General features: G+C 48.6%; 5 protein-coding genes and 1 pseudogene. 5 read left to right on the top strand and 1 reads right to left on the bottom strand.

Features of this window, described 5'->3' with window-relative positions:
* Positions 1 to 70: 70 nt before the first annotated feature.
* From VSQ61_RS20720 to VSQ61_RS20700, 5 genes are all read left to right on the top strand, one after another.
* Complete coding sequence (locus tag VSQ61_RS20720) at positions 71 to 9,133, top strand: helicase-like domain-containing protein (protein ID WP_502877063.1); 9,063 nt, start codon at positions 71 to 73, stop codon at positions 9,131 to 9,133.
* Positions 9,134 to 9,143: 10 nt separating this feature from the next.
* Positions 9,144 to 9,980: a DUF6674 family protein gene (locus tag VSQ61_RS20715; RefSeq protein WP_159749870.1), complete on the top strand. Its 837-nt coding sequence runs from the start codon at positions 9,144 to 9,146 to the stop codon at positions 9,978 to 9,980.
* Positions 9,981 to 10,071: 91 nt separating this feature from the next.
* Positions 10,072 to 13,938 (top strand): YodL domain-containing protein, encoded by a 3,867-nt coding sequence (locus VSQ61_RS20710; protein ID WP_334346259.1) that lies wholly within the window; start codon positions 10,072 to 10,074, stop codon positions 13,936 to 13,938.
* 4 nt (positions 13,939 to 13,942) lie between these two features.
* The gene (locus tag VSQ61_RS20705) at positions 13,943 to 14,482 is read left to right on the top strand and encodes a hypothetical protein (RefSeq protein WP_334346258.1); all 540 of its coding nucleotides are present in this window, start codon (positions 13,943 to 13,945) and stop codon (positions 14,480 to 14,482) included.
* A complete protein-coding gene (locus VSQ61_RS20700) occupies positions 14,475 to 14,678 on the top strand; it encodes a transposon-transfer assisting family protein (RefSeq protein ID WP_159749872.1) in 204 nt (67 codons plus the stop codon). Before VSQ61_RS20705 ends, VSQ61_RS20700 begins: the two co-directional genes overlap by 8 nt.
* 680 nt (positions 14,679 to 15,358) lie before the next feature.
* Here VSQ61_RS20700 and VSQ61_RS20695 read toward each other — a convergent pair.
* Positions 15,359 to 16,218, bottom strand: a pseudogene (locus VSQ61_RS20695) (relaxase/mobilization nuclease domain-containing protein); the annotation flags it as partial.

Below are 16,218 nucleotides of genomic sequence, written 5' to 3'. Positions count from 1 at the left end.
GAGAGTAACAGGAAACAGGCAGCAAGATACGTTTTTGTATTTTGCTGCCATTTTTTAATGGAGGATTGCCATGAGGAAATATGATGTAATTTCCGCACTCTCTGAAGAAACATCAAAGAGAGTGACGAGAAATGAAGAAAGCTGGAAGAAATATCTGAACACAGCATCAAGGCTCTACAAATACCCGTTCAAAGACCAGCTCCTTATCTATGCCCAAAGACCGGACGCCACAGCCTGCGCTTCCATAGAGATATGGAATGAAAAAATGCACTGTTGGGTAAACAAGGGCGCAAAGGGGATTGCGCTTCTGGATGAAGAAGGGAGTCCCTACACCGGACTGCGGTACGTCTTTGATATATCGGACGTGCATAAGGCAAGGCGCATCGGGCGTTTCCCCCAGCTTTGGGAGATGCGGGAGGAACATCAGGAAGCGGTTCTGAACCGTCTGGAAGGGATTTACGGGGATACTAACAAGGAAGCGGGATTTGTGGACAGGATCAGGGAGATTGCTTCCCGGATTGCGCAGGACTGTTATGGGGAGCTTGCTTCGGATATGGAATATCTGAAAGAGGGAAGTTTTCTGGAGGAACTGGACGAACTGAATATCGCTGTTCGTGTCCGGGAAACGCTGGCGGACAGCATCGCCTACACCGTCTTAAAGCGGTGCGGCATGGAAGATGCGGAGTTGGCAGAGGAAATCCAGTTCCCTTATATCCATGAGTTTAATACAATAGAAACCCTGTCACATATCGGTGACAGCATATCCGATTTATCCAAGCCTGTGCTTATGGAGATTGGCAAAGCAATCGGGGCGTATGACAGGGAAATTGCCGGAAAGGAAGCATCAAGAAATTTTGTCGAAAAAGGACTTGCAAATACCTCTGACACACGCTATAATGCTTTAAAGCGTGAAAGCGAAGCGAAGGACGTACAACCTACCACACAGACCGGAAATGCCGGGGAAAGGGGAAATAATGATGAATCTGACCTACGAGAAGAACGGGGATTACATGATACCGATGTTACAGGTGGACGAGCAGCCGGAGGGGACGCTCACGAAATACGGACTGATGAGGAAGAATTACTTACAGGAACACAAGAAGGGGATTTACACCGGGCTTCTGCTGAAAGGGAAGCTGAAAGAGCATCTTCTGACCATTCAGGAGCAGGCGGAGCAGAGGATGGAACTGCTGACCGGGCAGATGATGAAGCAGGAGGGAGTGACGGAAAAACTCAAGGCAGAGAACCAGATGCTCTGGATTCAGAAGATGAACAACATCAGGCACTCGGCGGAGGAAATCGTGCTGAGGGAACTGGTATACAGCCTGTAAGTAAAGAAGCGACTGAAAAAACTGAAAATAAGGATTTACCAGAGCCGGACAGTGGAGAACCATTGCCCGGTCTTTCTTTGTCCGGAATAGAGAAAGGCATTTTGCAGTTTGATGAATTTATGGTGCATAAATGCCCGGATATTGCCGGGGTAATGCTTTTCGAGCCGGATAAGGATAAACAGACGGAGTATATCAAAAACAGTTACAGGCACAAGGAATTTACCGAGTTTTATGTAGGGGAGGAAAGAGCCGGGTACAGGGCGGACGAGAACGGTCTGACGGTCTGGAAGGGGAGCTATTTAAACCGGACAGCGGAAGCAACTGTATCATGGGAAGCTGTGAGGGACAGCATCGCCTTTTACATGGAAAAGGGAGAATATCTGAAAGAAGGGCAGATTCCGCAATGGGAAGAACCGAAGGAAAAGGAAGTTTACCAACAGCTTAGTTTATTCTCCACGATAGAGGAACAGATCGGCACGATAGAAGCGGCGCAGGCAGGAGAGAAATATATCATGCCCGCCGCTTTTTCTCTGCCAAAGGAGCAGCTTGAAGCCATTTTACGCACAGGAGGCGGACGGGATAACAGCAGGAGCCGCATTTACGCCAAGTACCAGCAGGGCAAAACGCCGGAGGAAGTGGCGGAGTTTCTGAAAAATGAGTACCGTACTACCGGGAAAGGTTTTGATTTTGGCAGCAATCCCATTTCCGTCTGGTTCAATGAATCCGGCATGAGTATCGGCTACGGGATGTCCGCAAAGGAAAACCCGGTTGCGGTGATGGGCTGGCAGGAAATAGAGGGCGTTGTCCGTTCTATGGTGGAGAATGGCTCTTACATGGGCGCAAATGAAGTGTTCCTTGTGGATGCGGTGGAACGCCAGAGGGTGTCAAATGACCTGTTCAATTTCTTCCGGGACGGTATCGGGGAAATCCCGGAGAACATACCGATTAAGACTTACAACCACCCGGAGAGCATGACAAACCTCTGCGAGCTTTTATCCACGCAGGAGGGGCGTGATGTTGTCGCCGGGGAGCTTTCCCACGCAAAGGAGCAGATTGAAGCCGGGGAAAAGCAGATAAGATGGCGGTATGTAAAAAAGCCGGAGCATCTGCTTTCAGAGATTGCGGATTTAAGCACAGAGAAAACAGAATACCCGGTACAGGACAGCGTGGAGGTGCTGCATGAGGATTTTATCACGCAGGATGAGATAGATGAGCGTCTGACAGGCGGCAGCAATGTTCATCATGGGCAGTTCCGTATCTATGAGTATTTCATGGAGGGGCATGACAAGAAAGAAAACATTGCCTTCCTTAAAAATGAATATGGGACGGGCGGCGGCTCTCCCGCCTTGATTGGTTCAGACCGGAGCGATGAATGGCACGATTCCAAAGGAATCAAATTGGGGAAAGGCAGGATAGGCGATCCATACGCAAAAGTGCTTTTAAAATGGAACGTGGTGGAGAAGCGCATCAGGGAGCTTGTCAATGCGGATAAATACCTTACGCCGAAGGGGAAGGAAGCCTTCGCACAGTACAAAAAAGAGCAGGCGGAGGAAGCCATGCGCCGGGAGCAGGAAAAGCTGGAGCATGGTATCCGGGTGGAGTGCAAAGATGCCATAGAAAAAGCGATTGCGGAGAAATTTGACGGTTACACCCTTCCGGGGGATGCCGCAGAGGGCGTTATCCGGCAGTACGGGAAGGAACGTGTAGAGATTGTCCTTGCCAATACAATCACGCACTTATCCTATGACGGGCGGTTTTCCCCCGACAATAAGGAATGGGCAAAGAACCTTGTGCCTTCTGCTGACTGGCAGACAAGGGATTATATCGTCACGTCCCACCCGGCTGTTTTGGACGGTTTCACCAATCAGGCAAGACGGTTTATAGAGCGTGACAGAGAACCGGAAAAAATGGCTGTACCGGGGCAGGAAGCGGAAATTTCCGGGGACAATGTTCAGAGTCCCGAACCGGAAAACAAATCCAGTGAAAGTGAAAAAGAACTGATTGAAAGGCTTGCGGAAATGTCCGCAGTGGTAAAAATCTGCGGTGCGCTGTCCATGAAAGATGTGGTCGGCTGGAACGAGGATACCGGGGCGGTTGCCATAGAGGACGCTGACAGGAGGTTAGAGGGAAAGGCAGTTTATGACACTCTGTTTCTGGAAGCCGCCGATTATGTATTGATGCAGTCATTAAGCGGCAATGCGGAAAAGGCGGTGGAGATGGATGCTCTGCTGAAGGAAGCACAGAAGTATGCGGCACGTTATGAGAACGAGCAAGGACAGCAGAGGGAAGGACACGCTGCGGAAGTATCTGAAGCAGAGCCGGAAAAACAGACAGAAGAACCGGAACAGGAAGAAACAGTACGCTTTACGGTTACGGAAACTTCGGATGCCTTTACAGAGCCTTATGCGGTATGGGACAGCGAAACACAGGATTATTATGTAACAGGCGATGGCACAGTGCCGACATTTGATACACCGGAGGAAGCGGATGTTTTCTGTCAAAATCTCAACGGAGATTTACAGGGGAAAGAAGCAGAAAGTATTGTTACAGAGCCGGGAACTGTTTCAAAATCAAAAGATTCTGCTGAAAAAGATGATTTCTCCGACATTGACACACAGGCTGTCCGGGAAGGTCTGGAAAAAGCCGGGATTGTGGACGGGCAGGTAGTAGATGAAACTGCCTTAGAAAACGATCCGTTTATCCAACAGGTCATGGGTGATGTGGAAACGCTGACCGGGGGCAATCCGCCAGAGCCGGAAAAAGTACCGCAAAAGGAGCCGGAGATTGATAAAACAGGCGCAGTTAATTACCGTATCTCTTTCAATGAAGCGGAGAATACCGGGAAAGGATTTGCGCCGAAAGAGAAATTCCGGCAGAACGTGGAAGCCATACGAACCCTTGAAAAGATTGAAGGTGAACGCCGCACTGCCACGCCGGAGGAACAGGAAGTCTTAGCAAAATATGTAGGTTGGGGCGGTCTTGCCGATGCCTTTGATTCTTCCAAAGCGAACTGGGCGAATGAGTATCAGGAATTAAAGAGCCTGTTATCCCCGGAGGAATACGCTTCCGCAAGGGAAAGCACATTAAATGCCCACTACACAAGCCCGGTCATCATTCAGGCAATCTATGACGCTGTGGGAAAAATGGGATTTACCAGAGGGAATGTGTTAGATCCCGCCGCAGGCATTGGGAATTTCTATGGCTGTCTGCCGGAGGAAATGGCAGGGAGCAGGCTCTACGGGGCGGAGCTTGACGGGATTACCGGGCGCATCGCAAAACAGCTTTACCCTCATGCGGACATTAAAATCACAGGATTTGAGAATACCAGTTATCCCAATGACTTTTTTGACGTGGCGGTGGGAAATGTGCCTTTCGGACAGTATAAAGTGTCTGACAGGCAGTATGACAAGCACAATTTTTTGATACATGATTATTTTTTCGCAAAGACTTTGGATAAAGTACGTCCGGGCGGCATCGTTGCCTTTGTCACTTCAAAGGGGACTATGGATAAGAAAAACCCGGAAGTGCGGAAATACCTTGCACAGCGGGCGGAGCTATTGGGGGCGGTCAGGCTCCCGAACACAGCGTTTAAGGAAAATGCGGGTACGGAGGTCACTTCGGATATTTTATTCTTAAAGAAGCGTGACCGGGTGTTAGACATTGAGCCGGACTGGGTGCATCTGACGGAAAAAGACGGTATCGTGATGAACCAGTATTTCGCAGACCACCCGGAAATGGTACTCGGAAAAATGGAGATGGTTTCCGGGGCGCATGGCATGGAAAGCGCCTGCCTGCCGGACACGTCCCTTCCCCTGTCGGCGCAGCTTAAAAATGCGCTCTCTTATGTGGAGGGCAGCATCGAGCAGGCGGATTTCAATGAGATTGATGACGAGCTGGCAAGGGAGAACATACCCGCCGATCCGGAGGTAAAGAATTACAGCTATACCGTTGTGGATGATAAAGTGTACTACCGGGAAAATTCCATAATGAAGCCTGTGGACGTGTCGGAGAAGGCGGAGCAGCGCATGAAGGGCATGGTGGCAATCCGGGACTGTACGCAGGAGTTGATAAACTTCCAGTTGGACGAGTACCCGGAGGAAATGATTTTAAACAAGCAGGCGGAATTAAACCAGTTATACGATGGTTTCTCCAAGAAATTCGGTCTGCTGAATTCCCAGACCAACCGGAGGGCGTTCAATCAGGATTCCAGCTACTGCCTGTTATGCTCCCTTGAAAATCTGGACGATGAGGGGAATTTCATCGGCAAGGCGGATATGTTCTCCAAACGTACCATTAAAAAGCAGGAAGTTGTGACGAGCGTGGACACAGCAAGTGAAGCGCTGGCGGTATCTTTAAGTGAGAAGGCGGGCGTGGACTTAGCCTATATGTCACAGCTTGCGGACAAGAGCGTGGAGGAAATCACGAAGGAGCTTGCGGGGGTAATCTTCCAGAACCCGGTCACAGAGGAATGGGAAACCGCAGACGAGTATTTAAGTGGGAACGTGCGGGAGAAGCTGTCAGTGGCAAGAACCTTTGCGGAAAACCACCCGGAATACGCCATTAACGTATCCTCACTGGAAAGCGTACAGCCGAAGGAGCTGGACGCATCGGAGATTGAGGTGCGTGTGGGCGCAACATGGATTTCACCAAAATATATTGAGGACTTCATGCGTGAAACCTTTGAAACGCCGGAGTATCTTTTTGACCGTAACACAATGGGCGTACTCTACTCTAATGTAACCGGGCAGTGGAACGTGAAGGGGAAAAACGCAGACCGGGGAAATGCCCTTGTCAACATGACTTACGGGACAGGGCGGGCAAACGCCTATAAGATTCTGGAGGATTCCTTAAACCTGCGTGACACCCGTATTTTTGACATTGTGACGGAGGACGGGAAGGAAAAAAGAGTCCTCAACAAAAAAGAAACCACGCTGGCAAGCCAGAAGCAGGAAGCAATTAGGGAAGCCTTTAAAGATTGGGTATTTCGTGATCCGGAGCGCAGGCAGGATTTATGTGTAAAATATAATGAGCTTTTCAATTCCACCAGACCGAGGGAATATGACGGTTCGCATTTAAAATTCCCCGGCATGACGCCGGACATTGTACTCAGACCACACCAGCTTAACGCTGTGGCGCATCAGTTATACGGGGACAACACACTGCTCGCCCATTGCGTGGGTGCAGGAAAGACCTTTGAAATGATTGCGGCGGCAATGGAAAATAAGAGGTTGGGATTGTGCCAAAAGAGCTTATTTGTCGTGCCAAACCATTTGACGGAGCAGTGGGCGAGTGACTTCCTGCGTCTGTATCCGGGGGCGAATATCTTAGCGGCAACCAAGAAGGATTTTGAACCCGCCAACCGGAAAAAGTTCTGTTCCAGAATCGCAACAGGGGATTATGACGCTGTGATTATCGGTCACAGTCAGTTTGAAAAAATCCCGCTTTCCACCGAAAGGCAGATGGCGATGATTGAAAGACAGATAGCAGAAATTGAAATGGCTATCGAATCCTTAAAAGCGGAGAATGGCGAGCGTTACTCCATTAAGCAGATGGAAAAGACGAAGAAATCTCTGTCCGCAAGGTTAAGCCGCTTGAATGATTCCAGTCGGAAGGACAATGTTGTGACCTTTGAACAGTTGGGCGTGGATCGGCTGTTTGTGGACGAGAGCCATAATTATAAGAACCTCTTTTTATACACAAAAATGCGGAATGTGGCGGGCATCGCACAGACGGAAGCGCAGAAATCCTCGGATATGTTTGCCAAGTGCCAGTATATGGACGAGCTAACCGGAGGGAAGGGAATCACATTCGCAACGGGTACTCCGATCAGCAACAGTATGACGGAACTTTACACCAATATGCGGTATCTCCAGTACAATACCTTACAGCGTTTGGGATTGGGACATTTCGATAGTTGGGCGGCATCGTTTGGGGAAACTCAGACAGCGATTGAGCTTGCGCCGGAGGGGACTGGATACCGGGCAAAAACAAGGTTCGCAAAGTTTTTTAATTTACCGGAACTGATTGCATTATTCAAAGAAAGTGCAGACATACAGACACCGGATATGTTAAAGCTGCCTGTGCCGGAAGCAGATTATGAAAATATCGTGTTAAAGCCGAGCGAGTACCAGCAGGACATGGTTCAGTCACTTGCGGACAGGGCAGAAGCGGTCAGGGACAGGAAAGTGCAGCCGAACATCGACAATATGCTGAAAATCACCAATGACGGGAGAAAGTTAGCGTTAGACCAGCGGCTCATCAATGATATGCTTCCCGATGAAGAAAACTCCAAAGCCACAACCTGTGTGGAGAAGGCGTTTGAGATTTGGGAGCAGACCAAAGAGCAGAAATCGGCGCAGCTTATCTTCTGCGATTTATCCACACCGAAAGGAGATGGGACATTCAACGTATATGAGGACATCAGGGATAAGCTCATGGCGAAGGGGGTGCCGGAACATGAAATAGCATTTATCCATAACGCCAATACGGAAACAAGGAAAGCGGAGCTGTTCGCAAAAGTAAGAAGCGGGCAGGTTCGTTTTTTGTTAGGCTCAACCGCAAAAATGGGAGCCGGGACAAACGTACAGGACAGACTGATTGCGTTACACCACCTCGATGTGCCCTGGCGTCCGTCCGACATTGAACAGCAGGAAGGTCGGATTTTAAGACAGGGCAACATGAATGACAAGGTAAAAATATTCCGGTATGTGACGGAGGGGACATTCGACAGCTACTCATGGCAGCTCATCGAAAACAAGCAGAAATTCATCGGTCAGATTATGACGAGCAAATCCCCGGTCAGAAGCTGTGAGGACATAGACGAAGCGGCTCTCACCTATGCGGAAGTAAAGGCTCTGGCAACGGGCAATCCCTACATAAAAGAAAAGATGGATTTGGATATTCAGGTGTCCAAGCTAAAGCTGTTAAAGGCAAACCACACCAGCCAGAAATACCGCTTAGAGGACAATATCGTGAAGCATTACCCGGTGCAGATCGCTTCCATGAAAGAACGCCTTGCGGGGTATCGTGCCGACATTCAGACCTACGCACAGAATAAATTTCCGGACAAGGATACTTTCTCCATTAAAATCGGAAACCGGGTATATACGGACAAGAAGGAAGCCGGGGCGGCACTGATTGATATGTGCCGGAGCGCAAAACAGCCGAATATAGCGGTCACAATCGGGGAGTATCAGGGATTTAAGATGAGCGTTTCCTTCGATTCGTTCTTTTCCAAGTTTACGGTGAATTTAAAGGGCAGCATCACCCATGAGGTGGAAATCGGCACTGATCCGTTGGGGAATTTGCAGAGGTTAAGCAACGCCTTAGAGGGCATGACCGGGAAAATGGAAACGGTGGCGCAGAAGCTGGAGAACGTGGAGCATCAGCTTGAAACCGCAAAGGTGGAGGTCACAAAGCCATTCGCACAGGAAGCGGAACTTGCGGAGAAGCTGGAACGCCTGACAGAGCTAAATGCCCTGTTAAATATGGACGAAAAGGGCGGCGATGGGATTGATATGGACGATGAGCCGGAGAATGACGGGGAACAGGAGGAACTTGATACAGAGGAAATGGGGCGTGATGCGGAAGCGGTGGCGGATGCGCCTTTCAGACCGCAGGTGAACCGGGCAGTATCGGAGAAGGTGGCGGAGCATGGGAAGGAGAGGATGTTAGCCGACAGTCCGAGATGCCGCATTTCTGTAAAAGAGAAACTTGCCGAGATGCGTGAGAGGGCATACGGGCAGAAACCGCCGGAAAAGCCGGATATTTCAAAAGGTAAAGGGAAAGAGGAAAGTTTATAAGGAGGGCAAAATGGAAACAGCAGGACATAACACAAAACAGGTCATGGAGGAAAATGACGCATTAAAGCAGCTTATAGAGCTGCTGAACCAGCAGAACATGAAAGAGCAGTCACAGGATTTTATGGGTGTTTTCTGGTATGTGGCGGGTATGCAGGTACAGCTTGCCGCAATGGTGGATGAATTACAGGGCGTCCGGGAGCAGCTTTCGCAGATGCAGGAGAAACAGCCGAAGTCCGTTACGGAGAACCTTATGGAGAAAATATCCCGCCTTCAGGAGAAAGTCACAAGCCTGTCGGAACGCCTGACAGCGGTAAGAAACCGCCTTGTGGAAACAGCAACGCAGGCAATCAACGCTTTTAAGGAAAAAGGCAAGGCGGAGATGTGCAAGGTTCTCCAGAAAGGAATCTCCGGTATGAAGTCCATGCTTTCCGGCTACCGGGAACGTCTGGTTGACGTGATGACGGACTGTGAAAAGACAGCCAACCAGATTGACAGCATCGGGGACGAGTTAAAGCAGATCGGGAACAGCGTTTCCAACGTGGGCAGGCTGTTAGCCGGGAAAGGCACGAAAGAGGTATCGGACGAAAAGCCGGGTGTCGGTCTGACAAGGGCAGTCAACACGCCTGTAAAAAAGGCGGTGGAAAACCTGCGGAAGAAGATTGACGGGGCGGATCAGGCGTTTGAAAAGCTGGATCGGCTCTCTGCCCGTCTGGATGCCGGGAAGGAAGCGGAGAAAGGAGGGCGGGTGTCCGTAAAGGATAAGCTGTCGCAGATGAAGGAAAAGGCGGGACAGCAGAAAAAAGCGCCGGAGCCGGATAAGGCAAAAAACAAAGAGGAATGTTTATAAAACTATCAGCAAATAAAAATATCCAAAGCGGGGGCAGACAGGGAAACTTATCTGCCCTCTGTTTTTATGGAGGAAAAGGAGAGATAACCATATGGCAGATGCAAGAACTGAAAAACAGAAAGTAAAAGAGATAACGGACAGGCTGGAGGAAGGCTTGAAGGAGCTGTTTGAAGGGGAGAAATATAAAAGCTACCTGAACACCATGTCAAAATTCCACAATTACAGCGCAAACAATATCCAGCTTATAGAGATGCAATGCCCGGATGCGACATACGTTGCCGGATACAAGGCATGGCAGAGGAATTTTGAACGCCATGTAAACAAGGGCGAGAGGGGTATCCGTATCCTTGCGCCTGCGCCTTATAAAATCAAAGAGGAACAGGAGAAGATTGATCCAGTAACGAATGAGCCTGTGCTTGACCGGGATGGGATGCCCGTCATGGAGGAAGTAGAGATAAAGATACCCGCCTTTCGTGTCGTGACAGTGTTCGATTATTCCCAGACGGACGGGAAAGAGCTTCCCGGACTTGGCGTGAGTGAACTGCATGGGGATGTGGAGCGTTATCAGGATTTTATGGAAGCATTGGAGAGGGTTTCCCCTGTCCCAATCCGATATGAGGAAATGGAGGGTGACAGGAAAGGATATTTTATTGATTTAAGCCGCCCTATCGCCATTAAAGAGGGCATGAGCGAAGCCCAGACCGCAAAAACCGGAGTCCATGAAGTGGCGCACGCAAAACTCCATGCAAGGGAGATAGAACATGAAACAGGGTTTGACAAAGACCGGGAAACGAAAGAGGTGGAAGCCGAGAGCGTTGCCTACACCGTATGCCAGCATTTCGGAATTGACACGTCCGATTATTCTTTCGGGTATATCGCCGGGTGGAGCAGCGGAAAAGAGATGCCGGAGTTGAAATCTTCCCTTGACACTATACGCCGGACTTCCTCGGAACTGATAAAGGGGATTGAAGCGCAGCTTCTGGAGATTGAAAAGGAACGTGCTGCAGAACAGTCACAGGAGGACATTATCCTGCTTGTGTCAAATACAGACCGTTCCGAATATGACCTTTTGAATGTTAAAGGCATGGAGAGGACGGAAATATTTAATCTGCTGTCTGCCATGAAAGACGATGACAGGCAGAGCGTGGAAGCCTACCTTGAAAGAGCCGGGGCATGGGTAACGCTGCTTGCCAATGAACGGAGTGAGGAAGTAGGGGAATACCATTTAGACTATGCCTATGATACGGATACCCATGAGATAACCGATTACAAGGCATTGCAGGAAGAACGGGAGAAAGCCAACATTCCGATTGAATATGGCGATGTGGTTGTGAGATTCTCCACGCCGGACAGCGGGGAATATGAAACCATTAAAATCACAAATATGCAGTCGGAAGTGCAGAATACCCTGTATGACATACTGATGCGTGAAGTGGACGGGCAGGAGGGAACTGCTCTGGATTATCTGCGTGAAAAGGGTTTTGAGTTTGTGCCGATTATGAGAAGCGGCGGTTTGAATGACGGTTATCCGCAGTTCTTTGATTATGACATGGATATGACGGAAAAGGAGCTTTATATCGCTTCGGAGCTTCCGGCAACGGTACAGGCGGAGCAGCTCATTAACCGCATGGAATTTCACAGGTCGGTATATGACAGCGATGAGCGCAATCTGATTATGAACCATGCGTATAAGCTGGATGATATGTATAAGACCACTTCCCTTGCACACTCCATTGCGGAGCAGAAAGACGATTCAGCCTTGCTTTGGGAAACGATCAGGGTGGCGCAGGAAGAAATTGACGCTCTCCCGGACGGGATGGTGGGGCTGTCGGAGATGCACGAATACGGGTATTCGTGGGATGAAATGCTCCCTCTCACAAAGGATATGGCATCGGAGCTGTTCGGGGAAGATGTTTCAGTGTACCAGCTCCACGCAGACGGTTCAGAAACGCTTGTAGAGGACAGGGCGGCATTGCAGGAGCATGAAGGGCTGTTCGGCGTGGAAAAAGGCGATTGGAACGCTTATAAGGAATACCAGTCCATGAAGCAGGAATTAGAGGACAGCGAGCCTAATAAGGAAGCACAGCTTTTGTATGGCAATGAGAGCAAGTTTGGCATCTATCAGCTTAAAGATTCAGCGGAAACAAGGGATATTCGCTTTATGGATATGGATTACCTCGAAAAAGAAGGTATCCCGGTTTCCAGAGAGAATTACACCCTTGTCTATACCGGGGAACTGAAGGAGGGCATGAGCCTTGAAAATATTTATACCAAGTTCAACATAGACCACCCGGCAGACTTTACCGGGCATTCCCTTTCTGTAAGCGATGTGGTGGTGCTGCATCAGGACGGGGAGAACACAAGCCATTATGTGGATTCCGTTGGTTACAGGGAGATACCGGAGTTTACAAAGGAGCTTTCCATATCAGCGGAGATAAGCAAAGAGGAAGCCCCGGTTATGGATAAGGCGGCAGAAATGCCGGAGAATACCGTAGGAAGCGGCATACAGGGAGAACCGGGTACGGATAGATTTACTTACTATGTCATTGAAGATTTATCCGCAAGAGTAGGCAGTAATCCGGAAAAAGGTGAAGTAGAGCGTTTTGACAATCTTTCGGAAGCAATCGCAAAGTTTAAGGAGTGCCGGGAGAGGGAAGATGCGGATCAGACAGGCATGACAAAGGCAGTATTTGGCTTTGGCATCAATGGAAAAGAATTTGACGTACTCCATGTGAAAAACAACCAGAACTGTGTACCGATTGAATTTACACAGAACGGAGTGGAAAACAGTCAGTTCAAGAGTGAATTGCAGGCTTTGTATCAAGAGGTCGGTTTTGACCGGGCGGAGGTTTACAGGGAGAGAACGCCGGAGGAAACAAAGGATATGGTAAAGGAATTGCTTGAGGTTCAGCTAAAAACCAGCGGCATCAATGATGTTTCCCTTTATATGGACAGGTTTGACACTCTTTATGAACAGGGGAAAATGGAACACTTGATTCCAGAAGGGGAACAGAACCGTATCCTTGAAAACATTCCTTTTACAGAATGGAAGAATCCATACATAGATGCCAGTGCCAGGGAAGCGGATAGGGTAGAAACAGAGATACAGGAGGAAAAACAGACGGTTGTTACCCTTACAGTGGCGGAGTGCGGGGAATTCCACAATTTCGGAGAGTACCATGAGGGGATAGCAGGCATTGAGGAAGCAATCGCTATTTTCAACCGGATACCGCCGGAGAGGATGAACGGTATCCCAAGCATCGGCATCAATATCCATACAGAGGGGACAGAAAGCTATGAGGACACGCAGATAGATATTGTTTCGGGCAGAGTTGCGGATTTGGAGATTCTGGACTATGTGCCGGATATTACGGACAATCCGAAGGCGGTGGAGGTCATTGCGGAGCTGATCGACAAGTTGCCGGATTTAGAGGTGAGGGGTTCTCTGGAGAAGTGGCAGGCGGCTTTCCTTGCTGCGGAGATAGACCAGCTTTCCTACAACTACGACACTGTTCAGTACAATCAGACAGTGGAGGATAGGGAAGCGCAGATAGCGAATATCACAGAGGACATCAGGAACGGGAATACCGGGTATCTGAATGACTTCCTCAATGCGCTCATTTCAGACAGTATCCGGGAAGGCATGACGGATATTATCGGGAAAGGGACGGAGCTTGACGGCAGTGAGGGCGTACAGACCGCAAGGAAGGCGAAGGAGCTGTTAGATAAGCTGGCAGAATACAAGCCGCTGGCAAAGATTGAGGAACTGGAAGAATGTAACTATAACATGATTGATAACGTCTTGAATAATGAGAAGCCGAAGGAGGAAAAACAGACAGGCAGAATTTCCATAAAGGAAAAGCTGGCGGAGAAAAAGGCGGTTATCGAGCAGAGGGATAAGTCGGAGAAGGAAGTCCCGGAAAAGGGAACAGAGAAAAAATCAGAGAGGGAGATATAAGAGCATGGCACAGATACAATATAAGTTCAATAAAAATGATGAATATCTGACACCTCCCTATGCGGTATATCCGATTATGAAGCGGCTGAAGGTGAATACAACAGTATGGTGTCCTTTTGATATGGAGAACAGCCAGTTTGTGAAAGTGTTGTCGGAGCATGGCTTTTTAGTCATTTATAGCCATATAAAAATGGGGCAGGATTTCTTCTTAATGGAAGTGCCAGAATGTGACTACATTATCAGTAATCCTCCATACAGTCAAAAAGGCAGGGTGTTGGAAAGGCTGTATGAGATTGGAAAACCATTTGCAATGCTTATTAACTTTCAGGGCATATTTGACCATAAAGAAAGATTTCGGCTGTTTAAGCAGAACCGGGTGGAAATGTTGTGGCTCAGCCCAAGAGTAAACTATATTGGCATGGAGAAAAAAGCAAGCGAAAGAGTGCCATTTCAAAGCGGCTATATTTGCAGCGGAATATGCAGTAACCAACTGGAGTTTGATTATATGGAAATTCATAGAAAAGGAGAGGGAGCTAATGGATAAATTTACAGTGGAAGAAATCAATTTGATGTGTGTGTTTGAGGGGCAGGACAGGACGGGCATGATTGCCGACATAAAGAACGTGATCCCCCATATACAGGACAGTGATATGGTGGAGCTTGCCGGACAGGTCATAGGGAAACTGGAAGCCATGAGTGATGCGGAATTTGCAGAGGTGGCATTGGAAGCGGCGGAGTGATTAACGCAAATCTTTTATAGCATTATTCGACATAACGTGCTATAATTCTCTTAGTCAGATTAGAGCGAGTAGGGATAGTCTGCGGTTGTCCTTTCTGGAAACGGAAAGGAGGTCGGTATGAATACGTTAGAAGTGCTTACGTTGGTGCTGGTGATTTTTGCAGCCTTGACATACATAGACAATAAACACAACCGCAAGTAACGGAAAAGGCTATCCTCTACTGCCAATAGGGGATAGCCTGTGATCCGTTTGTTTTTTAAACTGATTATTGTTTCCGATTGAACAACCGTCGGACGTGCTAGAATCCTCCGGCTTCTAAGATGATTATAAACCAACACTGCGAATTTTGCAAGAGGGTTTAGGAAATGGGGGTGCTTCGGCGCTCCTATTTTTTTGTGGATTTGTAGACTATATTACAGGAATATGGTCTTGTCTGCAAGGATTTTTTCAGATTTATAATAAGGTAGGAAGGAATGGGTGGGATTCCGCCGCAGTCGGCATTGTGCGTAATGTGTATAACTCCCCTTCTTATGGAGCTGTGGGCAACACTGTTTGCAGGATGTGGAAAGCTGCCCTTTGCTTTTCCATATGCTGTGAATGGTGTTGTCCATAGCGGAATGGGGAGTTATGCACATTTCCACGATGCTTCTTTTGCTTTTAAAGCCCTTTTCAGACAGGAATTACCGGGAAGGGTTATTATTCCGGTCTGGTTGTTCCTGTGCGCTTTTTGGCGGCTCTGTGCGCCCTAAATACTGGTTCAGGTTCTCCAGTTTCCGGTTCAGCGATTTCAGCTCTTTTTCACAGTTTTTGTATGTGGCGGTCAGTTCTTTTTTCTGTGTGGTCAGCTCCTGATACTCTGCTTTCAGTTTGTCAATGTTCAAGCCTTTTAAGGGGATGCCCGCCTGTTCCAGCATGCGCCTTGCGCCGCCATAAAGGATGATCTGGCTCTCATGCTTACGGAAATAGGCGTCAGGGTTTTTGGACTTCTTATAGGCGATATGATACGCTTTATTTGCCTTGTACTGCTCCGCATACTTGATGATTTCCGCAAGGTCTTTGATGCGGTTCTCCAGCTTGCGGACAGTCTGCTTTGCTTCCTTCCCGGTGGCGGCTGTGGTGGCGATTTTCTGTTCCAGTTCTTTTATAGAGCCAGCTTCATTATATGCCTGTGCCGCAATCTTTAAATTCTCTACCGCCGCCCACCTCTGCAGCCCCGGACTGTTCTGGAATTTCTCATCAGAGGTGTCAATCAATCTCTTATTTGCGTAATCCCTTTTCGGGATAACTGCCTTCCGTTCCCGTTTTAGTTCAATCCGTTCTTTGATGCGCTCCTTTGTGTATTCCTTTCCGAGTGACTTGATGCTGCCACGCACAAAACGGTCTTTGCCGAGTGGACGGAAGGAGATAAATTTGAGGGCATCTTCCCCAAAAGTTTCTCCTTTTATCTCATAGCCTTTTGCCCGCATCAGGAGCAGAAATTCTTCATAGGTGGAGGATGATTTTATGGCGGCGTTGATGTCTTTCCTTATCTGTGTTTTCC

It is taken from the genome of Candidatus Merdisoma sp. JLR.KK006 (genome assembly GCF_036941035.1).
Classification (GTDB): domain Bacteria; phylum Bacillota; class Clostridia; order Lachnospirales; family Lachnospiraceae; genus Laedolimicola.
Note: the sequence above shows the minus strand (reverse complement) of the source record. Positions and strands in the feature narration are given on the sequence as shown.